At 65.2% G+C, this 23,498-nt stretch carries 30 protein-coding genes and 2 pseudogenes; 6 read left to right on the top strand and 26 right to left on the bottom strand.

Annotated elements, in window-relative coordinates; genetic code table 11:
- Window positions 1-70: 70 nt before the first annotated feature.
- From FVE25_RS26065 to FVE25_RS25980, 18 genes are all read right to left on the bottom strand, one after another.
- Entirely contained in the window at window positions 71-328 is a 258-nt protein-coding gene (locus FVE25_RS26065) for a hypothetical protein (protein WP_157249710.1), read from the bottom strand.
- Window positions 325-1,014, bottom strand: coding sequence for a hypothetical protein (locus FVE25_RS26060; protein WP_157249709.1), 690 nt, complete (start codon window positions 1,012-1,014; stop codon window positions 325-327). Before FVE25_RS26060 ends, FVE25_RS26065 begins: the two co-directional genes overlap by 4 nt.
- Window positions 1,015-1,298: 284 nt before the next feature.
- On the bottom strand, window positions 1,299-1,577 hold the full coding sequence (locus FVE25_RS26055) for a hypothetical protein (RefSeq protein WP_157249708.1): 279 nt from the start codon (window positions 1,575-1,577) through the stop codon (window positions 1,299-1,301).
- 16 nt (window positions 1,578-1,593) lie between these two features.
- The gene (locus FVE25_RS26050) at window positions 1,594-3,666 is read right to left on the bottom strand and encodes a P-loop NTPase family protein (RefSeq protein ID WP_157249707.1); all 2,073 of its coding nucleotides are present in this window, start codon (window positions 3,664-3,666) and stop codon (window positions 1,594-1,596) included.
- On the bottom strand, window positions 3,666-4,064 hold the full coding sequence (locus FVE25_RS26045; RefSeq protein ID WP_157249706.1) for a hypothetical protein: 399 nt from the start codon (window positions 4,062-4,064) through the stop codon (window positions 3,666-3,668). Before FVE25_RS26045 ends, FVE25_RS26050 begins: the two co-directional genes overlap by 1 nt.
- Entirely contained in the window at window positions 4,061-4,486 is a 426-nt protein-coding gene (locus FVE25_RS26040; RefSeq protein WP_157249705.1) for a hypothetical protein, read from the bottom strand. Before FVE25_RS26040 ends, FVE25_RS26045 begins: the two co-directional genes overlap by 4 nt.
- A 6-nt stretch (window positions 4,487-4,492) precedes the next feature.
- On the bottom strand, window positions 4,493-4,756 hold the full coding sequence (locus tag FVE25_RS26035; protein WP_157249704.1) for a hypothetical protein: 264 nt from the start codon (window positions 4,754-4,756) through the stop codon (window positions 4,493-4,495).
- The gene (locus tag FVE25_RS26030) at window positions 4,753-5,004 is read right to left on the bottom strand and encodes a hypothetical protein (RefSeq protein ID WP_157249703.1); all 252 of its coding nucleotides are present in this window, start codon (window positions 5,002-5,004) and stop codon (window positions 4,753-4,755) included. The genes FVE25_RS26035 and FVE25_RS26030 overlap by 4 nt, the downstream gene beginning before the upstream one ends.
- Complete coding sequence (locus tag FVE25_RS26025) at window positions 5,001-6,314, bottom strand: DUF2637 domain-containing protein (RefSeq protein WP_157249702.1); 1,314 nt, start codon at window positions 6,312-6,314, stop codon at window positions 5,001-5,003. The genes FVE25_RS26030 and FVE25_RS26025 overlap by 4 nt, the downstream gene beginning before the upstream one ends.
- Window positions 6,314-6,574 carry a hypothetical protein gene (locus FVE25_RS26020; RefSeq protein ID WP_157249701.1) on the bottom strand — a complete coding sequence of 87 codons (261 nt, stop codon included), beginning with the start codon at window positions 6,572-6,574 and terminating at the stop codon, window positions 6,314-6,316. Before FVE25_RS26020 ends, FVE25_RS26025 begins: the two co-directional genes overlap by 1 nt.
- Window positions 6,561-7,268 carry a hypothetical protein gene (locus FVE25_RS26015; RefSeq protein WP_157249700.1) on the bottom strand — a complete coding sequence of 236 codons (708 nt, stop codon included), beginning with the start codon at window positions 7,266-7,268 and terminating at the stop codon, window positions 6,561-6,563. The genes FVE25_RS26020 and FVE25_RS26015 overlap by 14 nt, the downstream gene beginning before the upstream one ends.
- A gap of 197 nt (window positions 7,269-7,465) precedes the next feature.
- Window positions 7,466-7,756 carry a hypothetical protein gene (locus tag FVE25_RS26010; protein ID WP_157249699.1) on the bottom strand — a complete coding sequence of 97 codons (291 nt, stop codon included), beginning with the start codon at window positions 7,754-7,756 and terminating at the stop codon, window positions 7,466-7,468.
- Complete coding sequence (locus FVE25_RS26005; RefSeq protein ID WP_157249698.1) at window positions 7,756-8,127, bottom strand: WhiB family transcriptional regulator; 372 nt, start codon at window positions 8,125-8,127, stop codon at window positions 7,756-7,758. Before FVE25_RS26005 ends, FVE25_RS26010 begins: the two co-directional genes overlap by 1 nt.
- 104 nt (window positions 8,128-8,231) lie before the next feature.
- Window positions 8,232-8,630: a hypothetical protein gene (locus FVE25_RS26000; protein ID WP_157249697.1), complete on the bottom strand. Its 399-nt coding sequence runs from the start codon at window positions 8,628-8,630 to the stop codon at window positions 8,232-8,234.
- The gene (locus FVE25_RS25995) at window positions 8,627-8,800 is read right to left on the bottom strand and encodes a hypothetical protein (RefSeq protein WP_157249696.1); all 174 of its coding nucleotides are present in this window, start codon (window positions 8,798-8,800) and stop codon (window positions 8,627-8,629) included. The genes FVE25_RS26000 and FVE25_RS25995 overlap by 4 nt, the downstream gene beginning before the upstream one ends.
- 203 nt (window positions 8,801-9,003) lie before the next feature.
- Complete coding sequence (locus tag FVE25_RS25990; RefSeq protein WP_157249695.1) at window positions 9,004-9,162, bottom strand: hypothetical protein; 159 nt, start codon at window positions 9,160-9,162, stop codon at window positions 9,004-9,006.
- Window positions 9,163-9,211: 49 nt separating this feature from the next.
- Window positions 9,212-9,376, bottom strand: a complete 165-nt coding sequence (locus FVE25_RS25985; RefSeq protein ID WP_157249694.1) for a hypothetical protein — start codon at window positions 9,374-9,376, stop codon at window positions 9,212-9,214.
- A 93-nt stretch (window positions 9,377-9,469) separates the two neighbouring features.
- Window positions 9,470-9,643, bottom strand: a complete 174-nt coding sequence (locus tag FVE25_RS25980) for a hypothetical protein (RefSeq protein ID WP_157249693.1) — start codon at window positions 9,641-9,643, stop codon at window positions 9,470-9,472.
- A 574-nt stretch (window positions 9,644-10,217) separates the two neighbouring features.
- Between FVE25_RS25980 and FVE25_RS25975 the strand changes: the two genes are divergently transcribed.
- Window positions 10,218-11,600: an NsdA family TPR-like regulatory protein gene (locus FVE25_RS25975; RefSeq protein ID WP_157249692.1), complete on the top strand. Its 1,383-nt coding sequence runs from the start codon at window positions 10,218-10,220 to the stop codon at window positions 11,598-11,600.
- 4 nt (window positions 11,601-11,604) lie between these two features.
- Here FVE25_RS25975 and FVE25_RS25970 read toward each other — a convergent pair whose 3' ends face one another.
- The 4 genes from FVE25_RS25970 to FVE25_RS25955 form a co-directional block, all read right to left on the bottom strand.
- On the bottom strand, window positions 11,605-12,513 hold the full coding sequence (locus FVE25_RS25970) for a phosphotransferase enzyme family protein (protein WP_157249691.1): 909 nt from the start codon (window positions 12,511-12,513) through the stop codon (window positions 11,605-11,607).
- 4 nt (window positions 12,514-12,517) lie between these two features.
- Window positions 12,518-12,997, bottom strand: a complete 480-nt coding sequence (locus FVE25_RS57075; RefSeq protein ID WP_157249690.1) for a GntR family transcriptional regulator — start codon at window positions 12,995-12,997, stop codon at window positions 12,518-12,520.
- Window positions 12,998-13,102: 105 nt separating this feature from the next.
- Window positions 13,103-13,255 carry a hypothetical protein gene (locus tag FVE25_RS25960; RefSeq protein WP_157249689.1) on the bottom strand — a complete coding sequence of 51 codons (153 nt, stop codon included), beginning with the start codon at window positions 13,253-13,255 and terminating at the stop codon, window positions 13,103-13,105.
- 58 nt (window positions 13,256-13,313) lie between these two features.
- Window positions 13,314-13,490 carry a hypothetical protein gene (locus tag FVE25_RS25955; RefSeq protein WP_157249688.1) on the bottom strand — a complete coding sequence of 59 codons (177 nt, stop codon included), beginning with the start codon at window positions 13,488-13,490 and terminating at the stop codon, window positions 13,314-13,316.
- 353 nt (window positions 13,491-13,843) lie between these two features.
- Between FVE25_RS25955 and FVE25_RS25950 the strand changes: the two are divergent.
- The 3 genes and pseudogenes from FVE25_RS25950 to FVE25_RS25940 all read left to right on the top strand — a co-directional run bounded on the left by FVE25_RS25950 (window position 13,844) and on the right by FVE25_RS25940 (window position 17,242).
- Window positions 13,844-14,685 (top strand): annotated as a pseudogene (locus FVE25_RS25950) (IS5 family transposase).
- A gap of 450 nt (window positions 14,686-15,135) precedes the next feature.
- Window positions 15,136-16,014, top strand: coding sequence for an NAD-dependent epimerase/dehydratase family protein (locus FVE25_RS57070; RefSeq protein ID WP_157249687.1), 879 nt, complete (start codon window positions 15,136-15,138; stop codon window positions 16,012-16,014).
- Between the two features lie 16 nt (window positions 16,015-16,030).
- The gene (locus FVE25_RS25940) at window positions 16,031-17,242 is read left to right on the top strand and encodes a hypothetical protein (protein ID WP_157249686.1); all 1,212 of its coding nucleotides are present in this window, start codon (window positions 16,031-16,033) and stop codon (window positions 17,240-17,242) included.
- Window positions 17,243-18,077: 835 nt separating this feature from the next.
- Here FVE25_RS25940 and FVE25_RS25935 read toward each other — a convergent pair.
- From FVE25_RS25935 to FVE25_RS57065, 3 genes and pseudogenes are all read right to left on the bottom strand, one after another.
- Window positions 18,078-18,977: a tyrosine-type recombinase/integrase gene (locus tag FVE25_RS25935; RefSeq protein WP_157249685.1), complete on the bottom strand. Its 900-nt coding sequence runs from the start codon at window positions 18,975-18,977 to the stop codon at window positions 18,078-18,080.
- Window positions 18,978-19,443: 466 nt separating this feature from the next.
- Window positions 19,444-19,644 (bottom strand): helix-turn-helix transcriptional regulator, encoded by a 201-nt coding sequence (locus FVE25_RS55390; protein ID WP_246267459.1) that lies wholly within the window; start codon window positions 19,642-19,644, stop codon window positions 19,444-19,446.
- Window positions 19,645-20,265: 621 nt separating this feature from the next.
- Window positions 20,266-20,652 (bottom strand): annotated as a pseudogene (locus FVE25_RS57065) (bifunctional DNA primase/polymerase); the annotation flags it as partial.
- 245 nt (window positions 20,653-20,897) lie between these two features.
- Between FVE25_RS57065 and FVE25_RS25925 the strand changes: the two are divergent.
- On the top strand, window positions 20,898-21,593 hold the full coding sequence (locus FVE25_RS25925; RefSeq protein ID WP_157249683.1) for a Clp protease N-terminal domain-containing protein: 696 nt from the start codon (window positions 20,898-20,900) through the stop codon (window positions 21,591-21,593).
- Between the two features lie 85 nt (window positions 21,594-21,678).
- Here FVE25_RS25925 and FVE25_RS25920 read toward each other — a convergent pair whose 3' ends face one another.
- On the bottom strand, window positions 21,679-22,170 hold the full coding sequence (locus tag FVE25_RS25920; protein WP_157249682.1) for a hypothetical protein: 492 nt from the start codon (window positions 22,168-22,170) through the stop codon (window positions 21,679-21,681).
- 631 nt (window positions 22,171-22,801) lie between these two features.
- Between FVE25_RS25920 and FVE25_RS25915 the strand changes: the two genes are divergently transcribed.
- Window positions 22,802-23,498, top strand: a 697-nt coding sequence (locus FVE25_RS25915) for a helix-turn-helix domain-containing protein (protein WP_157249681.1), incomplete at its 3' end; no start/stop codon positions are given.

Here is a 23,498-nt window from a genome sequence, read left to right as displayed (position 1 = left end):
CGTCCTTTCAGAAGGTGGGCCGGTCAGGGGCCTTGCTTTCGTAGGTCGCGAGGGTCTGCCATGCCGGTGGTTAGCGAACGTTGAGCAGCCGGGCGCCCAGCCGCAGCCGGTGGCCGCTGCCGTCGCAGTTCGGGCAGATGCCGAAGGAGTGGGCGTAGATGCGGCTGCGGCGCGCGCCGGTGCCGTTGCAGCGGCGGCAGTAGACGTAGGGGTGGCGTTTGAGGCTGTAGCGGTAGCCGAGTACCAGCCCGGCGACCACGAGGCCGACGATGGTGGCGGTGGTGGCGATGAGGGCGAGGAGGTCGAAGACGGATGATGCGCCGGTCATGACTGCACCTGCAGGTGGCTGGGCAGGGCGTAGCGGTAGCCGAGGCTGGTGAGCGCGGCCAGGGCGGTGGGCGCCTGGCCGGCGTTGCGGCGAGCGCAGGGGTCACAGTGCAGGTCGCCGTAGCTGTTGACCCAGATGGTTGCGCCCTGCGGCGGGGGGTTGCCGCAACTCAGGCAGGGGTCGCAGCCGTAGCGGCCGGCGGTGCGTGGCGGCCCGTACAGGTGGGGGTAGCCGCCGGTGTTCCAGGCCAGGTAGGGGCCGGGGGTGATGTCGAGGTGGCCGTGCCGCTGGAGGTGGGTGAGGGTGTCGGGATGTGTGCCGGCCTCGCCGTACAGGCTGGCCAGGGGCAGCGCGCGATCGGGTGCGAGGCCGTAGGCGTACAGGTGGCGCAGGGCGCGGTAGCAGGCGTCCAGCGTGGTGGCGGCCCTTTGGCCGGGGCGGGTGAGGTGGATGCGCAGTTTGCGGGGGTTGCGGGCGGTGATGACGACGCTCGGCACCGGGCGGGCGTTGTCGCCGTGCATGTGGCCGGCGATGTGGCCGGCGTCGGCCAGCACGATCAGGTCCGCGGGGATGGCCTGGCACATGTCGTGAAGCACGTCGGCCCGGATGCCGGCCCGGCTGGTGCCGTGGGCGGCCAGGTAGGTCAGCACGCGCCATTGGGCGGGGTTGAGTGTGAGTGGGTTCATGGTCAGGGTCCTTCCGGACTGCTGGACGGGGGTTGCGGGCAGGCTTACGCGCGGCTGCGCGTGGGATGCGGGCCGCGAAAGTTTTCGATCTTGCAGGTGGGGCCACGACAGGGGCCACGGCCGTCGAGCGAGGGGGCCGAGGGAGGGCCACGACGGGGGGCCACGCGGGGGCCACGGTGGGGGCCACGGGGCGTGGCCCTGGCTTTGACCTGTATATCCCTCCCCCAGCCCCCGCCCGTGGCCCCAACGAGGGGGCCACGAGATCATGAAAGGGGGTGCCGGCGTTAGGCGGGTGGGAGCGCGCGCCGGCGCGGCGTACGGCGTGGTGGCCGGGCGCCTTGGTTGTCGATGCGTTCGGCGCGGACCTGTTCGGGCCGCTCGGCGCTCGCGGGGCGGGTGGTGGCGTTGACGTCGAAGACGATGCGCCCACCGCCGCCGCGATGGTGTAGCCGGGTGGGGTCGCCGGCGGTCAGGGCAGGTGCGGAGTTGATGAGGTGCAACAGCAGGGTGACGACCTGTTCGACATGGTGGAGGTCGTCACCCATGACACGGACTTGGGGCATGCGCTCTCCTGCTCTGCTAGGGCAGTTCGGGACGGGCAGGCATGGTGTAGCGGTTGCGGTCGTCGTCGTAGGGGCCGATGACGTCGGCTGCGGACAGGCGCTTGAGCTGCTTCTGGAACCAGGCGCGGGAGATATCGGTGGTGTCCCAGATGGTTTTGAAGTCGCCGGTGCCGACATCACGGGCGCCGCCGTCCCACAGCTCGTGCAGGCGTTGCATCAGTACGGCGCCGCGCTGCTCGGGGGTCATGGTCTGGGCGGGCGGGGCGAAGGTCAGCGGCGGCTCGCCCTCGGGGAAGTCGGTGATCTCATCGTCGAGGCCGGCCGATACCTGCGGGTCGGGGTCGTCACTGGTCAGATACTCCGCGGCGACGTTGCGCACCTCCTCATCGTCGTCATCGGTGTCGGTGTCGGTGTCGGTGTTGGTGTCGGCGGTCGGGCTGTTGATGGCGGGCAGCGGCGTGGGGCTGGCCAGCGCTTCGGCGGCCAGGCGCGACAGGGCCGCGGTCATCGCATCCACCTTCTTGTGGATGGCGGGGAAGGCCGCGGCGTGCGCGCGCATCTGTGCGTTGGCCATCTCGTCGTCGAACTGGCCGGTGGGGGTGAGTCCCCAGGCGTAGGTGCGCAGGGGCATGGCGATGCGCTCCTCGGGGATGGACGGGGCGTCCAGGTAGGCCATGCCGGGCTGCTTGTTGTCCCACAGTTCGGGCCGGCAGCCGGCGTCTTGCTGGGCCTCGGTCAGGCCGAAGCTGGCATCGCCGGGCGAGTCCACACCGAAGCACATCTTGGCGAGCTGGCCGCGGGCGATGGTGGGCATCTGGGTCCAGTCCGAGCGCTGCAGCGACAGCACGACGGTGCCGCCGGCGGAGCGGATGGCCTTGATCAGCGAAAGGAATTGGTCTTGCTGCTTGTCGGTGAGGGCGTCGTAGATGTCGGGGAACTCCTCCAGCCATAGCACCCAATACGTGAGACCGCAGCCCTCGACCCACTTCTGCAGGCCCTTGCCGGCCAGCAGATCGGTGCGCGGCTTGATCTTCTCGAACATCTGCGAGATGAGGGCGCGGGCGCCGTCTTTACTGGTCTCCAACCGGTGCAGGGCGGCCTTGAGCGGGCCGAGGGTCTGTTCTCCCTTGGTGATGTCGACGGCGAACACCGCCACGTCGCGGCGGGTGACGATCTCGGCCAGGAAGTTCCAGGCGCCGCCGATGGACTTGCCCGAGCCGGTCTTACCCATGAACTGCAGGTGGTGACCGATGATGATGTATTCGACGTCGTCGAGGTCTTGCCACAGGCCGGGGCGCAGCGGTTCGGCGATGCTGACGCCGACGCGGGAGGGGCCGGGCCAGGCGATCGGATGCTTCATCACCCGCGCATCGGAGATGATCACCTTGGCCTTGCTGGCGTCGTCTGGATCGATCGCGGTGGTGATCGATCCGGGCGGCAGGCCGATGCCAGACTCGATGTAGGGCACCTTCTTTTGCAAGTCGTCGGCGATCTGCCGGCCTTCCGCCATCTGTACTTCGCCGGTCACCTTGTGCGCGGTGGCCTGGATGGTGCGCGCCTGTACGGCGGGCATGCCGGCCTTTTCGGCGCCGCGGTTGAACAAGAACGCCAGCGGGTCGGCGACGGCCGCGTTGACGTCGATGTTCTTGACGCGGATGACGGTGCGGATGTTGAACGACAGCGCGAACGCCACCCCACCGATCAAGATGGCGCGGCCGGTCACGGTCGAGGTGGGGCCGTCGATGGTGGCCGCGCACACCCACAACCCGGCGGCCAGCGTGGTCAGCGTGGTGTGGGCACGGCCGGTGAGGCTGCGGGCGTGCGACTGCTTCCACGTGTACGCGGTCAGCACCAGCACGCACGTGATGATCGCAGCGGTGGTCCAGGCGCTGACCTGCGGGTCATCGCTGGCCAGGGTGACGTGGAAGACGAAGCCGAGACCGAACAGCAGCAAGCCGACCAGCCAGGGCGGGAAGTACAGCAGCGCCTTGGAAACCTCGCGGGTGGCCACCTGCTCCCACGAGGAGGAGTCTGGGGTGGCGGGCAGCACCGCGGGCGGCTGCGATGTGGTGGATGCGGGGCGGGGCATCAGGTGTCCTCATTCCAGTTGAACTCCGAGCGCCGCTTGTCCGGTTTGGCCTGCGGCAGCATGTCCACGAACTCCTTGCGGAACTGGGCGTGGAACTTCACCAGCTCCACCCCGGCGCCCTTTTGCAGTTCGGCGGCGCGCTGCAGGCGCTTGACCACGCGCCGGGCGCGCAGCTTGACGTCCGGGGCGCCGAACACGGCCAGCACCGGGTGCCCCTTGAAACTGCGGACGAGCACCGCATACAGCTCATCGCTGCCCACGGCGAACTCCTCGGCCAGATCGCGGGCGAGCTGACGGCCCACCTGGGCGTAGCGGGTGATCGCCGAAGGGCCTTGCCAGGGGATGGCCGACAGCTCGGGAATCCGGCTGCGGCCGGGCTTGGCGGGCTGATCGCTCATGACGTTCCTTCCGTCCGGCGCCTCTCGGCAGGCGAATCAGGAGCAAGGTCGGGGTTGGGCTTGGGGGTGGGGGGTGTGCGGGTGGCCGCGCGCAGCAGCGCGGCCACGTAGCCGAGGCGGCGGGTGCCCAGCCAGGCCGAGATCAGCGCATCCGCAGCGCCGAACACCAACCCGGCAACCCGCCAGGCGCCGGCCAGCCACGGCCGGCACAGCCAGGCCAGCAGGGCGGCGCCGATGAGCCAGCGCCAGCCGTCGAACGCCTCAGCCGTCAGTAGCCAGCGCGCCACCACCAGCGCGAACACCGCCACCAGCGCACGGCCGGCCAGCCGCACCCCACGGGCGAACATCGAGGTAGAGGCGGCGAGGGCGCGGGGCGGTGGGGCGTCGGTGATCACGTAGACGGGAGGTTCGGTGTCGGTCATCACCCGTCACCGCCCCCGCCGTACAGTCGTGCGGCCGGTACGGCGCCGCGTCATGGCGGGCTTGCCGGCCAACCGGGCAGCGACCAGGGCCAGCCACCCGCGCACCGGCGGACCGGCCACCAGACCGGCGACCGCGCCTGACAGCCATAGCGCAAGCTCACGCGGCCACGGCGTCATGGTGGCCACCAACAGGCCGGTTGCGACCGACAGCGCGGCCACCGTGAACAGTGCGCCTACCAGCGCTTCGGTGAGGGTGCGGCGCCGGCTCATCGCGGCCCCCGCTCGGACAGGTCCTCCCGCAGCCGACGCCCGGCACTGGCGTTGTCGATGTTGCGGCGGATCTCGTGATACCTGCGGCACAGCTTCCACACCGCGGCCAGGAACAGCGTGACACACAGCATGACGGCCATCGGGTCGTCGTTCGCGGCCATGTGGACGACCCATCCGGCGAAGCTGATCAGTGCCGCTACCGGGAAAAGCGTCCAAACATCAGGCTTGGAGGCTTGGCGACGGCTCATCTGCTCACCTCCTGGGTGAGTTCCTTCTTGAGCGCCGCGGCGGTCCTGGGGGCGCACCGCAGCGTCTTGCGGATGTCTTCGGCGGTGGATTGCGCGGTGAGCACTCCGCGCCCGATCAACCGCTGCAGGATCGTGCGATGCTCGGCGATCGATCGACGGGGAGCCCGATCGCTATCACCTCCCACGGGCTCGATCGATGCCCGTACGGGTCGATCGATCGACGCGGGCCGCCGCTTGGGCGATCGACGGGCGCCAGGATCGATGCGAACCACGTCGATCGACACGGCGGGCACCACCGGGGATGCTGTCGCCGGGGTGGGCGTGCCGGGGCGGTCGGGGATGATGATCGGGATCGCTCGTCCGAGCACCAACCCGCCCACCATGGACAGCCGTCCCGCCTTGACCGCTTGGCGATCCTTGCGGGCTTGACGGCGGATGATGCGGCGGGCGAGGCGGCGTTCGGGTCGGGATGCGTCGGGGCCGAGGCCGTAGCGGTCGATCCAGGCCGCCAGCCACGCCTCGTCCGCGCGGCAGGCCGGGCCGCGGGCGGCCAGGATGCCGGCGGCCTGCCAGGACAGGCGCGGGTAGCGCAGCCGCCGCCACAACACCGTGCGCAGTTCGGCCAGCGACCGGCCGGCGTTGCGCTGGCGGCGGGCCATCACGGTCAACTCCCACAGCCCGACCCCCAGCAGCGAGGCCAGACCGCGCACGATGCCGACCTGCAACCCGTCCGCACCGAACTCCGCACCGGTGATGCCGTGCCACAGGTTCATGGACGCGGCCATCAGCGCCAGCAGCCACGTCCACAGACGGAGTCGGCCGGTCGGCCGGTCAGCCTGCACCGCCTTGTGGGTCAGCCAGGCCAGATACCAGGCGCTGCCCTCCAGCGCGACCGGCACCGCCGCAGCCAGCGCCCCCAAACGCATGACGGCCTGACCGAACTGCAGTTGGCCATCCCAGGCAATGGCGATCGGAGCGCCCATCGCGACCCCACCGACCAGCAACGGCGCCCACTCGCCCACGGCGCCGGCGACGGCCTCGATGGTGTGCCGGCGCCGCTGGCGGCCTTCCCTGCGGCGCCGCTCACGCTCGGCGCGACGTTCCCGCCGCGCCCTGGCTTGCGTCTCCAGGCGGCGCGTGCGGGCCTGGTCGGCGTGCTCATCCTGCTGCGCCTGCAACGCCAGGCGCTGCGTCTGGACGCGCAGCATCGTCTCGGCGCGCGTTGCCTCGGCTTCAGCCAGCCGGGTTTCCGCGTCGGCCGCTGCCACCGTACGAGCGGCTTTGGCGTCCCAATAGGAGGAGGTGGTCATCAGGGTGCCACCCCCACATCCCAGGCAAACCAGTGCTGGTCGCCGGTGTTGACAGCCTGCCGGTAGGCGTCGTTCTCCCCATACGCCTCATAGGTGTAGGGGCGGCCGGCCGCGTCGGTGGCGGACCGGGTGATGATTGGGCAATCGGTGAGGATGCGGAGCATCTGATCGATGACCCACATCTTGTGATGGCTTCCGTCGAACCGGCCGCACTCGACGGCTATCTCGATGGCCTTGCCGATGCGTTCAGTCGTGTTCATGCGGCGCTCCCTTCAACGCAGTCAAGGCAGGCGCCCACGCGGCGCGGCAGCGCGTAGCCGCCGACGTCACGTGAACAGTGCGGTCAGGCGCGGCCGGCGGCGTTGGCAGGCACGCCTGCAGCAGGCGCGCAGCGAAGTAGCGGACGGTGTCGGTGAGAATCGGGTCGGCCAGCAGGCCCAGCCACCAGTCGGGCGCGGTGCCGGCGGCCAGGCCCATGGCCTGGCACAGATCGGCGAAGCTGCCGGCTCGAACGCGCGCCGGCACGCCGTAGGCGACGGTCAACAGCGCGCTCAGACCGCCCCGATCGTGGCAGCCGCGGATGTCCAGGAACCGGTCGCCGGGGGTGATCACCCCGGCGTGCGTCCACTCCCAGCTGCTCTCCCGCTGCCGTTCCACCAGCCCGTACGGCCAGCCGCTGGCCTCGTGCAGGGCCGCGGCCAGCAGCCAGCAATACCCCCAGGCGAAGAACTCCTCAGCGTCGTCGTTGATCACGCCAGGGTTCAACACCACGCGGGACAGGCCGCGGCGGGTGGTCGGTCGGGACGCGATGAACTCCACCGCCACCTGCTCATACGGGCGGCCCTCGGCGACCTTGGCCAGCGTGGGATACGCGCCGGCGTCGGGCAGCCGCAGCGGGCGCCGGTCGCAGTCGGACGCCGGTTCTCGGCAGCGTGTGGAGGTGTGCGACGGCATTTCGGTTCACCTGCCCTTCCGGGCGGCCGGGTGCTTAGGCTTGACCAGCGCGCCGCCGGGCACACAGGTGAAGGTGTGGGTGGCGCTGGCATGAAACGGGCCGTGGAAGCCGGTCCGGACACAGTCCATCTCCGGGTGGCCATCGGCCGGCACGAACGTGATCCGACAGGCCGGGCGGGCAGGGCGGGGGCTCGACATCACGCCGCCTTCTGGCGTGCAGCCGCGTGCTGGGCGCGGAGCTTGTCGGCAGCCTCGGCGGCCAGGGCGGACAACCGCTGCATGGCGGCGATCTCGGCTTCCAGGTCAGCGCTGGCCAGGCCGAGGCAGAACCACGCGGGGGCCTGCGACAGGGTCAGATACAGCGCGTTCGGGTCGCTACTGCTGGTCTGCAGGCTCATCTCGTCGGCGCGCGGGTGGTGGATGCTGACGACGGCGTTGACTCGACTGTGGCGCCGCGGCTCGGTGGTGTGGGTCGGTGTGCTGGGCATCAGGCCACCTCCAGGGGTGATGTGCTGGCGGCGCTTTCGGGGGCGGTGAGGGCGGCGATGTCCGCGGGGGTCAATCCCGCCAGCACGCCCTCGGCGGGGCGGGCGTCCAGGGCGTAGAACAAGCACGAGACGCGTACCGGGCAGTCGGCGCACACCTCGCGGGCCACCTGCTCCCGCGCCGCGCGCTCTTCGGCCGGTTCCTCGGTGAAGGCGTCGGGGCCGGTGTGCAGTTCGGGGTCGAACCTGCAGGCCGCCTCATCGGCCAGATGCCGCGGCAGGCCCTCGGTCAGTGCGGCCAGCAGGGACAGGAGGGCGCGCTCACGCGCCGGCGTCCGCGCCCGCCGGGCAGGTACGGACAGGTCGTCGGTCATGATGGGGGCTACTCCTTCTACGGGAGTGGAGGGGGCGGCCTGCAGTCTTGGCCGATCAACGGCCGCCCCCAGTCGGGGATGGGTGAACAGGTCGCAGCGGAACCTCAGCCGGGGCAGTCGCGCTCGGGCAGGCCGTAGCGGGCTAGGAACCGCCGATAGATGCGCAGCGCGCCGGCGTCATCCACATCGCCGGCACCTTTGCCGGCGCTGGTGAGGGTGGCGAAACCGCGCTCGGTTTCGTACCGCTGGTCGATCATGTAGCGGCCGGGCGTTTCAAGGCTGTCGATGTACAGCGCGACACTGTGGCCGAACCAGACGATCAGCCGGGCCGTCTCGCCGTAGGCCATCGACGCGATGACCTCCAAGCACTCGCCGGACAGCCCGATACGGACGTCGGCCGGGTGGCCCAGGGCGATGAGCTGATCACGCAGACCGGCGAGGGCATCCACACGCGCCTGATGCTGCCTACGCTGCTCTGCGGAAACCCGTGGCAGCGCCATCACCGGCGCTCCTGGCCGCGGACGGGCATCGTCCTGGCCAGCTCGCGGTCGTAGGCGTCACGGGCGCGCGGGTCCTCCGCGCCCCAGTCCGGTTGCTGGTAGCGGCGCGCGGCGTCCCTGGTCAGCCGCGCCTGTGCTCTGTCGTATGCCTGGTCATGCGGGGTTTGTGCCATGCTGGAGGTCTCCTGCTCATTGGAGCCGGCGGCGCGCTCTGCTCTTGGTCGGGTCGGGCGCGCCGGCACCGGCGAACGGCATGGAACGAAACGTGGTTCTGTTTCCTTTGATCGGGGATGCGCCCTGAAGGGCGGCCCCGGTCGTCTCCGCCCAGGCCGCGCACATCGGGTGCCTGCCCAGCCGGGCATCGAAGGGGGGCGGGTCAAGCGGCGGGGTTCACCTCGACGTAGACCCGGACGCTGGACTGGGCGGGGGCCGCAGAGAACAGCCCCTTGACGTCGGTGATGGAGAACGTCTCGTGCAAGGTCATTACGGCGTCGGCGACCTCGGCGGGCGCGCCGATCAGACGAATGGACAGCATCAGTACTCCCAATGGGGGTGGATTGGCAGGAAGAGGAAGAGAGGCGGGGTCAGCAGTCCCAGCAGGGCCACGGGCCGAGGCCGTAGACAATGACCGTGCGTTCGCGCAAATCGCCCCGGCACCGGCGCATGGCGGCGATCCAGTTCGGGCAGTCACCGACGTGCCTTTCGGCACCATCCGGGCTGTAGAACTCGACGGCCTTACGACGCTTCATAGCCAAACCTCCAACAGGTTGGCATCCGCGGGCAGGGGATCAGGGGTCGGCCGGCCGCAGCGATGACCGCGGCCAGCTCGCACGTGCGGGGGTTCAGCCGAGGCCGGTGAAGAAGTTCGCGAATGCGTCGATCACGGTCACCAGCCAGGCGAAGAGCTGCGTCGCAGCCGTGGCGGCGCTGTCCGGCTGCCGGATCACGTAGATGATCACGAAGGCGATGAGCAGATACAGCAGGAACCGGCGCAACGGCCGGCGGTCGGAGTACACGGCGTTTCTCCTCGGGGAATCGAGCCATGATCTGCCCTGCCAGCAGGGGTAGCGCGTGTGGCGCTCTCACGAGCCGAGGGCAGCGATGAGGGTGGATGCTTCCGAGTGCCGAGCGCTCCCGTGCACAAGGGCGTGCAGGGAGATGGGCAACCGTGGCGCAGGGCCTTTGCTGCGCCGACCGCCTTTTCCGGGAGGCGGTAACCCTCGATCCCACTGTTGAGTTCTCAAGTCGTGCCAGGTGCGACAGCCCATTGGGACGCTGGATCGCGTCGCCCTCCCTAAGGGCGTAGAGCCGTGCGGGGTGTGGCGCGAGCGGTGCCGGCCAACCACCGTCCGCCGCTCCTGTACAGGTATAGAACAGGTTAGGACTTCCGTCAACGGTTGCCAGCGAGGAGCTCGCTGTCTTGCTGGTCACAAGAAAACCGCGCGGGTCAGGGGGTGCGGCAGCGTTCAAAAGCCGGTGCAATTCGGCATTGAGGGGTGCACAAAAGGGTCGAGGGGTGCACACTGGCGATTGCTGACTGTGATGGCCTAACAAGCAAGGCCGATCTCCCTCTGCGCAGTAGGGGAGGCGATGAAGGTTCGAGAGGCGAACCACCAGCTCGCTGCAGTGATGACACGCGCCAGCGTGTCAAACAAGGGGCTCGCCAGGCGGGTGCAAGATGTGGCCACGAGTCACGGAGCAGACATCCGATGCGATCACGTGTCCGTTAAGCGCTGGCTGGATGGAATGCACCCCCGTGGAGTGACTCCCCACTTCATCGCTGAAGCCTTGAGTCGCAAGCTCGGAGAGCGGGTTAGCGTCCGCGATATCGGGATGATCTATGCTGAAGCCGCGCCGCTTAAACCCTTATCGCAGCAGCACGCCCAATCCGACCACTTCGATGGTGATGTCACCGTTCTGGTCGCAGGGGATTTGTCTGCCAATCCCCAGGTCATTGACTGTGACGTATCGCCAGATGCCTGGAACAACTCCATGGTCACGTGGTTGGTGAGCCCTATGCCAGCCCCTCGGAAATCCTCCAATGACGGGCTGATCACAGCGACAAGCGTGGAGGCCATCCGAGAGACAACTGCGATGTTCGCGCAGCTTGACTATCGATTCGGCGGTGGGCACGCACGGTCAACTGTAGTCCAGTACATAGCCATGGAGATCGAGCCACTATTGAAGTCCGTCTCATCAGAGACCCCAATTGGAAAAGCATTCCTCTCGGAGACGGCAGCCATGCTGCGGCTTGCCGCATGGATGGCCTACGACACCGGCCGGCACGGATTGGCGCAGCGATACATGACCAAGGCACTGTCCTTGGCTTGTGAGGCAGATAATCGAATGCTTGGAGGCCGCATACTTGCTGGAATGAGTCACCAAGCCAACTACCTTGGCCAGTACGCGGCGGCGGCGAACCTCGCACGGGCGGCACAACAGGGGGCCAATGGCGCCGCCACCCCTACGGCTATGGCGTTGTTCCATGCGATGGAAGCCCGTGCGTTGGCGTCGCAAGGCGATGAGGCCGGGTGTAGCCGAGCGCTCTCGAATGCGGAACGGTGGTTCGAGAGTCGCAACCCTGATGAAGATCCCACCTGGTTGAAGTACTTCGACGAAGCCGAACTTGCGGCGGAATTCGCGCATTGCTTTCGGGACCTCGGGCACGCTAATCGGGCACGTGACAAAGTTCTTGAAAGTATGGAGCTCTCGGAAAGTCTCTATGTACGGAGCCTCTCTTTCGTCCGCACGATCCTGGCTTCCAGTCATGTCATTGAAGGAGACCTTGAGCGAGGTATTGCAGTAGCCTGCGAAGTCGTGACAACGGTGGCGGATCTCCGTTCGGCTCGGACTCGCCGATACGTGCGAGATTTCATGAAGGAGCTTGCACGCTACCGCAACGATCCGGTCGTGCGTGAGTTTAGAAGCTTTGCAGAGGCCCGGCTTGCCCAAGGACGCTGGGACGCTCGGTAGGGTGCTAGAAAGCTCGCCACCGGCGTGGTAGGTCGTTGTTCCGCAGTGAGATCATACGACGCTCAAACTCAGCTTGAATTTCGCATGAATGGCCTACATTCTGCATGAGCCATGTTGTCATGGTAATTTCACGAATTCTCCTAAGAGTATGAAAGCCTGGCCACTCAATGACATCGAAACCATAAGCGCGAGACGCTTGGACGTAAGTCTCTCTATCAATCCATCGAAATCCTTCATACGGCATACCTACGCCCGTCACTAGGTCCCACTCCCTAGGCCCGAACGCGAACATTTCAAAATCAAATATGATTGTTCGTCCATCCTTGAAACGAAGGAGATTTCCCTTGTGGGCATCGCCATGAATGTGACCTTCCGGCAATACGAAGCTAAGGGTGCCATACTCCGCATAGAGGTCCTTCGTGTGGTTACGAAGAAATTGAAGATCTACATCTCCAACATTGACAGCCTTATCCAGTCTTGCGGATACACGAGCTAGCGGATCAAGCGGCGGCAGAGTCAAATTTGCGGGCTTGGCAAGCGCATGCAAACGGCGGAGGATATCCGCAAGGTCAACGGAGTCGGGATTGGGGGCTTTGCTTTCTATATATTTCCAGAAAGTCACCACCCTGCCGTCATAGACCGCAGCCTGAGGATAATCCAGAAGAAGGCGCACACTGGGAAAGTCGGCAGATTCGAGCCATCGCGCTACCGCTACTTCTTTTTCGACATCGCGAAGTTTGTCGGCATTCCGCGCTATGCGCACAACAATGGGGGCCGACTTAAGGCGATACAGCGCATTCTCCCCAAACCTAATAGGCTCGGCGTCTCTGTGTTCCAGGTCAACATCCGTGCAAGCGGCGATCAGGGCACGATGGGCGTCGTGGGGCGTGAAACCACCAGCGGAAGTTGTCATATGATTAGTCCTCGCCACTCTGTCGAGGGCTCTGGTCGGCGACGAAGCGTCCCTTGCTCGGGATAGCGATAATTAGGCCCTCATGCTGGAGAATTTCGAGAGCCTTTCGTACGGTGACGCGGGCTGCTTGGAATCTCTGCGCCAGGGCTGGTTCCCCGGGAAGACGTACGCCTGGCGCAAATTCGCCCCCGTTGATGTCTTTGCGCAGTTGATGGGCCACATCTTCATAGCGAGTGCTCGGTGGGGCTTCCTTCAACGACTCCCCACATACCTTGCGGCCTCTGCCCGTTTGGCTAACCACCAGGCCCTCACGCTCCAGCTCAGCCAGAGCTTGCCGTACCGTACCTCGTGCCACGCTGTACCGACGGATGAGGTCGGCTTCAGAAGGGAGCATGCCTCCTGGAGGTGGGTCTCCTCGACGGATACGGGCGCGAATGTCTTCGGCAATGCGAACGTAGGCGGGCGTGTCCTTCACCTGACTCATTGTGCTCCCTTAGCGGCGGCACAGTGCTCTCTAGGCTAGGGTGTTCAGGGCATCCCGCGAAAGGATCGGGATGTGGTCCAGCAAGCAGCCAGGCGGGCCGCGTGGTCAGGTGTTGGGCCGTAACAGCCAGGTCCACGCCTCATCTGGGTAGACACCGCAAACCATCGTAAATTCGCTGGCCACGACCTGATAGCAATCGGGGACGTCGAGGTCGGGGATGGCATTCGACGGGATCTGGCCTGTGGCCAGCTCGGTCACAAGGTCAGGCACCTGGTCTTGCAACCTGGCGGGCAATGCCCGCATGACCAGCGCAGCCTCAACGCTCCACCGGATTCGCCGGCGGGCGGCGGTCACTCGTTGACCAGGAAGGCGCGCCGCATCTGCTCAGGTATTCGGCCACCTTGGGATACTCGGCCTGAAGCAGCTGTTCATCCTGCAACAGCGCAGTGAGTTCATCCCATCGCTTGGCGGTCATCGCCAGTTCGCCAGCCATGGAAGAGAGTCTCTCGCATTGAGTCAGCCTATGCCATGCTTCCCAGCATCTCCGATGTCAGGCGCGGCGCGACCAAGACCTTGGACGGGTGTGGAACGGGTGGTCGCGCGGCAGGGGCTGGGCGCCTGCGATGCGACCCCAACGCAGGGCATCGACCCGGGGCGCTCTGGTACATGATGGCGGCCATGGAAGTGTTGACGTGGTCGGCGTCAGGGCGCATTCGAGCCATTCTGGGGACAGCAACGAGGCTGTAGGCCCCGCTCGCTCAGACCACGTAGGCGAAGGCGAAGCCGGCGGCCACTCTAGGGTCTGTCTTCAAAATGATCTAGATTGTGCGGGATCATGCTCTGGTGATTCGCCGTCATGAGTTGACTGATCAGGAGTGGGACGCGCTCAAGGAGTTACTGCCCGCGGGCCGGCGTGGTCGTCCTCGCGAGGATGACCGGCGGCTGTTGAACGGCATCGTGTGGAAGATCCGCACGGGTTCGGCCTGGCGGGATGTGCCCGAGCGGTACGGCCCCTGGCAGTCGCTCTACACCTGGTTTCGGCGCTGGGCTCTGGACGGCACCTTCACCGCGATGCTCGGCGCGGTTCAGGCGCGGGCCGATGCCGCCGGTGACATCGACTGGCTGGTCGCGGTGGACTCCACCATCGTGCGCGCCCACCAGCACGCGGCCGGAGCCCGAAAAGGGGGCGCCACCGGCAGGAGACCGATCACGCCCTCGGACGATCCCGGGGCGGGCTGACCACCAAGATCCACTTGGCCTGCGACGGGAGCGGCCGCCCTCTCGCCTTCGTGGTCACCGGCGGCAACGTCAACGACTGCACCCGCCTGCCTCGGCTACTCCAGGCCATCAACGTGCCACGCCTCGGGCCGGGACGGGCCCGCACCCGCCCCGACCACGTGGTGGCCGACAAGGGCTACAGCTCCCGCGAGATCCGCTCCTACCTACGCCGACGCGGCATTGCCCACACCATCCGCGAGCGGGCCGATCAGAAAGCCGGCCGCCGGCGGCGAGGCAGCCGCGGCGGTCGACCACCCGGGTTCAACCGTGATCGCTACAAGCGACGCAACGTCGTCGAGCGCTGCTTCAACCGCCTCAAGCAGTTCCGCGGCCTTGCCACCCGCTACGACAAGACCGCAACCTCCTACACCGCCACCGTCACGATCGCCTCACTCCTGCTCTGGCTGTGATCATTTGAAGACAGACCCTAGGAGCGCTTCCTTGGGTTCTTGCGTCCGGCAGGTAATGCCCGCATGTCCACCCAGCCGGGTGGTCAGCACATGAAGGCACGTGATCCGCTGAGTGACTACGGGTCGCGAACCCATCCAGACCGCCAACAAGGTGCCAAACATCTGCCTGCAGGATAGGTCACAGCGGGGTCCGGCAAGAGATCACCGAGGGTGTCCACCCGACGGCGCCTGTGCTCGCACCCGAGCCGGTGCTCGCGGAGAAGTAGGGCGCATTCCGAAGGCTGGTCAACCGAGCAATGCACAGGTCAGGAACTTCTTGGTATGAGAACGACTGAGACCATTGCACGAGACGCTGCGATGTGATGGCGTGTCGATAGGTAGTGCACGCCGGGCATTCCGTCACCGGCGGCTATTGCTTCGCGGCTTATACCGAACTTCTGGAGCGTTTCGTTGATCCAAACTATACCAGACTTCACCAGCCTTGAGGGTAGAAGCGTTCTCGTAACGGGAGCTGCTGGATTTATAGGAAGACGTCTTACGGCCGCGCTTGACGCCCTTCGCATTGAGACGATAGGAGTGGGGCGTCGTGGACATGATTCCAGGTCACCTGGCCTGCCATATGTCTGCGGCGATATTACGTCTAGCGAGATCTTGGACAAAATAGACGTGCCCATCAGTCAAATCGTCCATCTCGCGGGAAGAATAAACGCACAAACTCGGCATGAGTACGTGACAGACAATGTTCATGCCACCATGGTGGTGGCCGATTGGGCGAGCAAGCATCAAATTGAGAGAATTATCTACGTATCAACGGTTGGGGTATACGCGCCAGCCCCGCTGATAGCCGAATCGAGCGCTATTGGGCCAAGCTCGACGTATGCGCTCACGAAGTATCTCGGTGAGCAGGTTATCGTCACCAGTGGTATTCCATATGCAATCTTGCGCCCTTCCTTTATCTATGGGCCTGGCGACCGAAATGGCTTCATCGCTAGACTCTATGAATCCTTGGAATCTGGCTCCAGGATCATGGTCCGCGACGAGTGCCGGGATTTCATTCACGTAGACGACGTCGTAGACGGCGTAATCCGCGCTCTGGGCTACACGGGAAAGAATGAGATATTCTGCTTTGGTTCAGGCAGGCTTACCATCCTTCCTAAGCTGGCTACGTCCATCGCTCACGCTTGCGGAAAGGAGCTATCACACGTTTCCGCGCAGGGGCGCTCTAATGGGTGCGTTGACTGGGGTTTGGCTCGGAAGGAACTAGCGTGGACTCCGGCCGTCTCCTTGGAGGATCCCATTCTAGCTGAAGCAGCTTATCAAGAGGAATAATTCGGACATTGGTAAAATGGACAGGGCGAGCCTCACTGAGATGCGTGAAGCGGAGATCGAGAAGGCGCACCAAATTGCGACCAGGCTCTCCGCTCAGAGGGATATTGCTTCATCGCGAGACCTATATCCCGAGCTAGCCCTCACGTCCCCCTACACCTACTGCGTAGGGTCGATAAGACCGGTAGATCTATTGCCGTTCTTCAATACAGTAATTACCGACTTGCGCCCCCTGCCGACATCGGAGCACTTTGAATCCAGGTATGGCCTTACTGTCCGCCAATTTATCGACCTCATAGAGCAAGGAAGGTTGGCAGTGCGGCTTCGCGCTGACCACTTGCAGTTCTCTGCTCTAGAGTATCTTGCCCCGCTGTTTTCCGAGCACCTGCTACCAAGGTCGGATCGCTACAAGGTTCTGTACCATGACAAGATGCTTATGCATAGAATCCATGCTCGCGAAATTTTTGCCGGAACTGAAGCGAAGGGCCGGCGATGGCTTCGGGAGTATCTAGACTGGCTCACGCCTCCACAGTTCGCAGATGTTGTCTCGGACAAATTTGCACTAGTGGCTACATACTGCGGCGTAGGACAAGCGGAGAGAATAGTCGAACGGACGCTCAGTTTAACTGGCGATCCAGCAGTGTCATACGACTGGCTTCACATCTATTCACGCTTCCGCATTTACCCTTACATGAATTCGCTTGACGGCATTAATGTTCTGCCTGCCAAAGAGGTCGACCTGCTTCCCGTCGAGCTTAGACCAGATAAGAGTTCCTATTTGCCCTATGAAGTCGGGAGGGCTCTTCTGTGCAACCTCCCGATAGATCCCCGGACTGACCTGAGCCAAGCTGGCTGCGTTTCAGCAGACGACTGGTTGCGGACGCTACGAGAACTTGATTCCGCCTTAGCAGCATCGGCGCCGGGAGCTATTCATGAATGGACAGCGCGTTTGCATGAACTGGTAGCGTCCACCAGAAGAGAAGTGACTAGAATGAGGCAGCGCAGAGAAAGCCTAGAGCAGAAGTTCCTTATTGTGAGTGGCATTGGAATTGCTGGGGCGCTATCGGAGTATGCGCCGCCACATTGGAAGCCGATAATTGGTGCGGGGTCTGCCGCGATTTTTTCCGCTCGCGCCAAGATTGCGGATACGATCGTAAAATTTCGCAAGCAGAGTCATGTCTTGGCATGGTTCGATCTGCAGAACGAGATACTTTCGAATATGCCTAAGTAGATGCGACAAGGTTTGCAGCTGAGTCCAAACCGAAATGCGCCACTCAAGCTCACGCTTCACGGCCGCGGATCTAAGGTTGGCAGTGCGGCTTCGCGCTGACCACTTGCAGTTCTCTGCTCTACAGTGTCTTGCCCGCTGTTTTCCGAGCACCTGCTACCAAGGTCGGATCGCTACAAGGTTCTGTACCATGACGAGAGGCTCAGGCATAGAATCCATGCTCGCGAAATTTTTGCCGGAACTGAAGCGAAGGGCCGGCGATGGCTTCGGGAGTATCTAGACTGGCTCATGCCTCCACATGAAGGTATGTGTACGCAGGTTGGCGCCACTGAGCGGCGGCTATGTGGTTCGGACTTCTAATCCGGCGCTCGCCGGCTCGAATCCTGCCGGAGGGCGTTTGCGTCCGATCCGCTATCGGGCCGTCTGTGGGCCGTCCGAGGTTGGCCTCTACTGACAGATGACAACCGACGACGACGCTTCTTGGGCAGCTCAGCGCATCCGGTAAGGACCCCTTGGCAGGTCCCGTTACCCACATGCCCGGAAGCAGAAGGAAGGCGTGCCGGAGTTGGAACCATCGCAAATCTTGTGGGCTGGCTGTGGGCCATAGGAGTCGATGTCGAGCCGTTCAGGCTTGTTATGCCTGGTCAGGGCCTAGCAGCTACGGGAACCTGCAATCCTCTCCGGAGCCGGGTGCGTAGGTTCGAATCCTACAGGGGGCACACTTCAGCAGCCAGGCCAGACACCGTCTGACCTGGCTTTTTGCTTGATCGGCCGGGATATCGGTCATGCCACCCCGTGACAGCCGCAGACGCTAAATGACGGCCGCCACGGGCAGAGATCAAGCCCGGTCGTCACGGGCCTGGTTCATGCGGTCGATCCAGACGTCGTCGTAGCCCGCCATGCACAGGTGATAGATCCGCTGCAGGATCTCCACGCTGTTGCCGGCCCGCTCCGCGACCTGAGAGGCGGGGACGCCGGCCGACAGCCGCCACGTAATGCCGGCGTGCCGGAGGTCGTACGGGCGGGCCATGAGCGGGGAGGTGACCTGTCTGGGCGTGAGCGCGAGTAGCCGCGCCTTCGCCCACAGCCTGGAGTAGGTGGACTTGGGGATGGGCTTGCCGCTCTCGGAGCGGAACAGGCGGCCGTCGGGGGCGACGCCGTAGCGTTCGATGTGCCGGCGCAGCAGGGCAACCAGCTCGGACGGGATCGGAATGGCCCGGACGGTTTTCCTGGGCCGGTTCTTGGGCCCGCGGTCATCGTGCAGCCGGCTGGTGTCGGTGAAGTCCTTGCCCACCTCGGGTGTGGTGGCCTCAAGCATGACCTTCCCCCAGCCGCTCTTCGGGAGAGTGCAGTTCACGTCACGCAGCCTGCTCACCTCGGCCAGCCGCATCATCGCGTAGTGCATACAGCCGAAGAAGGTGACGAACCGGCCGCCCTGACGCCGGCCGACGTAACTGCAGGCGATGAGTGCCTGGCCAACCTGGCGCGGATTGCCGACGACGCGTGGATCAACGGCGACGTCCAGGTTGGGTTGGCCCCATTCCTGTTTGATCGTCGCAGAGTCGAGCGGGTTGTCCCGCAGCCGCTCCCGGCTGACCGCGAAGCGCAGGCTGTTGTAGAACACGCGGCGCAGCCTGCGGTGGTACTCGAGCGCCGCCTGGCTGCCGTCGAGCTTGGTGCTGCAGGCGGTCAACGCGTTGTCCAGGGTGCGGCGGCTGTTCAGCTCGGTGATCGCCACCGAGTTCCGGCGCAGCCACAGCCGGGCCGTCTGCAGTTCCTCTGGCGCTTGCTTCTCGTCTCGGGCGGGGACGAGAGCCCATTTGAGGGCGGCTCGGAGAACCTGAGGGTGGGCGCGCCGCGCTTGTCTCGAACGAGCGCGGGCGTGACGGTCTGCATGGTTCGACGATGGAGCGCCGGGAGTTGGGTGATGCCTTGGGCCATTTCGTCTCGACGTAGTCGACCGCATGCGTCAGCCACGTGACGGCCTGCTTTTCGCGGTGCATCGAGTCGGGTAAGCCGCTTTCGGTGTCGAACGCTTCTCCGGGCGCGGGCGGCGGTGACGAGCTTGGTGCGGTAGGAGTCGGCCAGGCCAGAGGTGGTGAAGGCCTTATTGAACTCGAAGCCTTCCACCACCCAGCGCACGATGTGGGGACGGCGACGGCCCTTCCTGACCTGAATGTTCCAGATGTTGACCTGGTAACTCTTCACGCAGCCGCCTGGGCTTCAAGCCAGGCGTCGAGCCAGTCCCGGCGGACGCGGATCGGCCCGTTTCGCGCGAGCCGGACGGCCTTGGGACCGGTGCGCCGCTCACGCCAGCGATCCCACGATCGACGTGAGACTCGCAGCTCCTTGCACACCTCCTCGACCGTGAGCCACTCGTACTTCGCTGATCGCGTTCCGGACATGGTGGGTACTCCTTCAGGCTGCGGGGGCCGTGGGCGGTGACAGAGGTGATCGCGTCCCTCGGGCGAGAGCGCGAGTGACGATGCGGGTAGCCAGGCGGGCGGGTAGGCCGCTGGCTTCTCCCGCGGCGACGAGCCAGCCGGTGATCTGGTGTTCGGGCAGGCCGGATCCGGCGGCGCCGCGGTTGATGACGGTGGTGAGGTAGTTGGCGGGCCCTCGGCCCGGCCGGTGTCCCTGGGCGGGCTGGTAGGGGTGGCGGCGCTGGGCGGGGCGTGGGGGGCGACGCGGGTGACTTCTTGGGCGAGCCAGTCGGCATGCGGCCGGGCCGGGTGATGTCGCCGGAGCACGGCACGTAGGGGCCGGCGGGTGTGTTGGCGCCGGGGGCGATGCCGTAGTTCCAGCCGGCTTGATGTCGATATGCCAGCCGAGTTCACCGATGGCCTGACGGTGGTGGCTGCCGGGCGGCGCCTGGTACCACAGGTGCCGGCCGCCGCTCCGGGTGGCGACGACGATGGGCTGGTGGCCGGGTCGGTGGGCCAGGGTGCAGGTCCGCCGCGGAGGGTGGCGAGCAGGGTGAGGGTGTCCATGCCGATGCGCCACTGGCCGGGGTCGCGCCAGGCCGTACCTGGTGGGAGGGGCTCTTGTGTCAGGTCGATGCCGGGCAGCAGGCCGGTGGCCAGGTCGGCCGGTGGGGTCGGGCTGTGGGTGCCGAGGTCGATGAGGATCAGGCCGGAGGGGCCGGCGGCGACGCCGGGTATGGCGTGGGGGTTGTCGCGCCACCAGGTGGTCAGCAGCTGCGGCTGGGTGGTGGCGGCGCGTACGCCGTGACACCAGCGCCCTGCGGGCAGGCATGGGCAGACGTTGATCGCGTGGGGTCGACCAGGCGTTCGGCATCGCCGACAGTTGGCAAGGGGGCGTTTGCTGGTTAGTGACAGAGGCAGGACGTGCCAGCCGTGGACGGCCAGGCGCAGGGCCAATTCCAGCTGGCCGGTCAATAGGTGGTGAGTCATGCCATGGTCTCCCTGAGCATGCGAGCGCCCCGGCACCGGAGGATGAGCAGGCGCCGGGGCGGAGCGGAATGGGTCAGGACAAGCGCACGACGGGTTGCGGCATGCAGGTGAATGGGCCTGGAGCCTCGCGGCCAAGGTGCTCCAGGGCGGTTTGACGGCCTCGTCGCCAACGCGGCCAGTGCAGGATTCACCCGGATCGTCAATTCCAACTTGACGCAACTCCGGTTTGGAGCGACTATCCACACGTGGACACGCGGCCACCGAACGTCAACGAGCTCGTTGCCTACCTTCGGGAAATCACCAAAGACACCGATCCACTAGGCCGGGTCGCCGCCGCCCAGCAGTTTGCTCGCCAGCTGGAGGTCACGGGAGATCAGGTTGTCGGCCTTTTCGTGGGGGAGGCACGTGCCGAAGGGTGCTCATGGAGCCAGATCGGAGACGCCATGAACAGAACAAAGCAAGCCGTACAGCAGCGCTGGCAGCAGCCAAGCCTTGACGGATTCAGCAATCAGGCTCGTCACGTCGTCTCGGCAGCACGAGAGGCCGCGCAACTGTCTGGTCGGATCATGCAAACGGGCGACCTGCTACGTGCCCTTTTTGACGAACAGATGGGCGGCCACGCCGAACGAATTCTTGACGGCCACACATCGATCAGAGACGTCGAATCCGAGCTCGCATCTATTGATGTCGAAGAGCCGTCTGCCGGAGAGAACTCCCCGTTCAGCATCTCGGTTGCGGAGGTTCTCCGAGAGACCCCCCGTCAGGCCAGGAAGATCGGCCACGTGCACATTGGATCAGAGCACATCCTGCTGGCGCTCGCCTCGCGTGAAGGAGGACATGCCTACGGTGTGCTGAGTCGACTCGGACTCACACCTGCGATGATCAGAGACGAAATCATCGAGCGTCTCGATGCGATGGGTGTACTGAGGAATCGCCCGTAGCCGATCATCCCAAGAGCTGACTGGCTGGGTGTGTGAGCGACATCCAGCCAGTCGTTTTCTCTATCGGATTGCCGACGTTGATGTGCTACGAAGAGATATTAACGCAGGCTACCCAGAGCCCCTCAACGGAGCCACACACCTTGTCGCCGTCGTACATGGACAGGTTGATTTCCTTGCGCCAGGAAGACCCTTGCGGCAGGCGAGGGCCGACATAGGTTGATCCAGTGAAGGTCTCCGAAATATAGCCCCTACCCGCTGGAGCCCTGTGGTTGCTTACGGTGGCGTAGCGGACGACCAGGCGTTCGCCGTTGACGTAGATGCACACGACCGCCCGGCCGATGGCATCGCGGGTGCATCCGGTCGCGCTGAGGATGCCCGGCTCGCTTTCGTGGATTGTTACAGTCGTCTCGGCGTTGCCGGGCGTCACCTTCAGGCTCGGGTTGTCGGCCATGGCGGCACCGGGTAACACCAGCCCCAGCAGCAGCGCGACCATGGTGGTCACGCAGCCTAGAATGAGTGTTTTGAGGACGGACATCTTTCCCCTTTTCGCGTAGAGGACACTGGCGATGGCGCGCATTGGGTGGACCAATGGCCCTACGCCCCAGAATTAATGCGCGCCAGACGTTATGAAACACAATCTCGCGAATGCCGTCAATGGCAAATTCTTGGCGGCGGCGAATAAGCGGTCGCGGAGCGCGACTTGCCGCATTGTCTTGGTGAACCCGGCCTGCGTGTAGAATAATACGGATGCATGCGCTTTGGCTTTCGAAATAACCGAGCACAGTGCTCCGGCCCGGCCATATCATGATCCATTTGCAAGTTCGAGAAGGCAGCTGATTGATCCTCGCTCGGAGACGCGATCAGGCGCGGTCGGCGGCGCCGAAGGGGTCAGCAAGGGCGGCGCATGCGGAGGCTGCTCCACCAGTGACAGCGGCCAGAGCGATCCGAGCGGTGATGACGACATCGCACAGTTCGTCGGACACATCGCTGAGGTCGTGGGTGTTCTTTTGCGCGTTTCTGCCCGCATGCCGGGGTGGGTGCCAGCCCTATCACCCGCTTCCTTGACCAGCTTGAGCAGGCGCATGGCTAGTGCGGTGACCGCATAGGTTCACCGGGTTGAGGAACGGTGCTGTACTGCTTGCGCTGGCCGTCCTGGGTGCCCTCCACTGTCGTATCGGCACTGAAGCGATCGATGGAGGAGGAGCACCATGGCCGAGCCTGTGCGGGCGCGGCGGTTGTCCGACCATGAAGGACAGACGCTGGTGCGGCTGGTGCGGCGGGGAAGGCACGACTCGGTCCGCGTGCGCCGCGCGTTGATGGTCATGGCATCGGCCAGTGGGACACCGGTGAGGGCGATCGCCCAGTTGGTCGCGGCCGATGAAGACACCGTGCGTGATGTCATCCACGCCTTCAACGAGCGAGGCCTGGCCGCGCTGGACCCTAACTGGGCGGGAGGCCGTCCCCGCCGCATCACCTCGGGCGATGAGGACTTCATCGTCGCGACGGCCGCCACCCGGCCCGAGAAGCTGGGCCGGCCCTTCACCCGGTGGAGCATCCGCAAACTGGCCGCCTACCTGGCCGACAACCCGACCCGCGTCGTGGTGATCGGCCGGGAGCGGCTGCGTCAGTACTTACGCGAGCACAAGATCTCCTTCCAGCGCACCCGGACCTGGAAGGAGTCCACCGACCCCCGTCGGGAGGCCAAGCTGGACCGGATCGAAGAGGTCACCACCCGCTTTCCGAACCGTTGTTTTGCCTTCGACCAGTTCGGGCCACTGTCGATCCGACCACACGGCGGCTCGGGCTGGGCGCGCGAAGGAAGACCCGAACGCCGGCCGGCCACCTACCGGCGCGACCAGGGCGTGCGCTACTTCCACGGCTGCTACAGCCTGGGCGATGACCAGC

It is taken from the genome of Nonomuraea typhae (assembly GCF_009760925.1).
Classification (GTDB): Bacteria; Actinomycetota; Actinomycetes; order Streptosporangiales; family Streptosporangiaceae; genus Nonomuraea; species Nonomuraea typhae.
The sequence above is the reverse complement of the archived record's forward strand: the minus strand, read 5'-3'. Positions and strand labels throughout refer to the sequence as shown.

Excerpts from the sequence above, each read along its gene's own strand:
- FVE25_RS26060 (WP_157249709.1), bottom strand. The coding sequence starts at position 1,014 with ATGAACCCACTCACACTCAACCCCGCCCAATGGCGCGTGCTGACCTAC.
- FVE25_RS26040 (WP_157249705.1), bottom strand. The coding sequence starts at position 4,486 with ATGACCGACACCGAACCTCCCGTCTACGTGATCACCGACGCCCCACCG.
- FVE25_RS26030 (WP_157249703.1), bottom strand. The coding sequence starts at position 5,004 with ATGAGCCGTCGCCAAGCCTCCAAGCCTGATGTTTGGACGCTTTTCCCG.
- FVE25_RS26005 (WP_157249698.1), bottom strand. The coding sequence starts at position 8,127 with ATGACCGACGACCTGTCCGTACCTGCCCGGCGGGCGCGGACGCCGGCG.
- FVE25_RS25985 (WP_157249694.1), bottom strand. The coding sequence starts at position 9,376 with ATGAAGCGTCGTAAGGCCGTCGAGTTCTACAGCCCGGATGGTGCCGAA.
- FVE25_RS26045 (WP_157249706.1), bottom strand. The coding sequence starts at position 4,064 with ATGAGCGATCAGCCCGCCAAGCCCGGCCGCAGCCGGATTCCCGAGCTG.
- FVE25_RS57075 (WP_157249690.1), bottom strand. The coding sequence starts at position 12,997 with ATGAGTCAGGTGAAGGACACGCCCGCCTACGTTCGCATTGCCGAAGAC.
- FVE25_RS26050 (WP_157249707.1), bottom strand. The coding sequence starts at position 3,666 with ATGCCCCGCCCCGCATCCACCACATCGCAGCCGCCCGCGGTGCTGCCC.
- FVE25_RS26020 (WP_157249701.1), bottom strand. The coding sequence starts at position 6,574 with ATGAACACGACTGAACGCATCGGCAAGGCCATCGAGATAGCCGTCGAG.
- FVE25_RS25975 (WP_157249692.1), top strand. The coding sequence starts at position 10,218 with ATGAAGGTTCGAGAGGCGAACCACCAGCTCGCTGCAGTGATGACACGC.
- FVE25_RS25995 (WP_157249696.1), bottom strand. The coding sequence starts at position 8,800 with ATGGCACAAACCCCGCATGACCAGGCATACGACAGAGCACAGGCGCGG.
- FVE25_RS25955 (WP_157249688.1), bottom strand. The coding sequence starts at position 13,490 with ATGGCTGGCGAACTGGCGATGACCGCCAAGCGATGGGATGAACTCACT.
- FVE25_RS25940 (WP_157249686.1), top strand. The coding sequence starts at position 16,031 with ATGGACAGGGCGAGCCTCACTGAGATGCGTGAAGCGGAGATCGAGAAG.
- FVE25_RS26015 (WP_157249700.1), bottom strand. The coding sequence starts at position 7,268 with ATGCCGTCGCACACCTCCACACGCTGCCGAGAACCGGCGTCCGACTGC.
- FVE25_RS25970 (WP_157249691.1), bottom strand. The coding sequence starts at position 12,513 with ATGACAACTTCCGCTGGTGGTTTCACGCCCCACGACGCCCATCGTGCC.
- FVE25_RS26010 (WP_157249699.1), bottom strand. The coding sequence starts at position 7,756 with ATGCCCAGCACACCGACCCACACCACCGAGCCGCGGCGCCACAGTCGA.
- FVE25_RS25990 (WP_157249695.1), bottom strand. The coding sequence starts at position 9,162 with ATGCTGTCCATTCGTCTGATCGGCGCGCCCGCCGAGGTCGCCGACGCC.
- FVE25_RS26035 (WP_157249704.1), bottom strand. The coding sequence starts at position 4,756 with ATGAGCCGGCGCCGCACCCTCACCGAAGCGCTGGTAGGCGCACTGTTC.
- FVE25_RS25920 (WP_157249682.1), bottom strand. The coding sequence starts at position 22,170 with ATGCGCGCCATCGCCAGTGTCCTCTACGCGAAAAGGGGAAAGATGTCC.
- FVE25_RS26055 (WP_157249708.1), bottom strand. The coding sequence starts at position 1,577 with ATGCCCCAAGTCCGTGTCATGGGTGACGACCTCCACCATGTCGAACAG.
- FVE25_RS26065 (WP_157249710.1), bottom strand. The coding sequence starts at position 328 with ATGACCGGCGCATCATCCGTCTTCGACCTCCTCGCCCTCATCGCCACC.
- FVE25_RS26025 (WP_157249702.1), bottom strand. The coding sequence starts at position 6,314 with ATGACCACCTCCTCCTATTGGGACGCCAAAGCCGCTCGTACGGTGGCA.
- FVE25_RS55390 (WP_246267459.1), bottom strand. The coding sequence starts at position 19,644 with ATGTCCGGAACGCGATCAGCGAAGTACGAGTGGCTCACGGTCGAGGAG.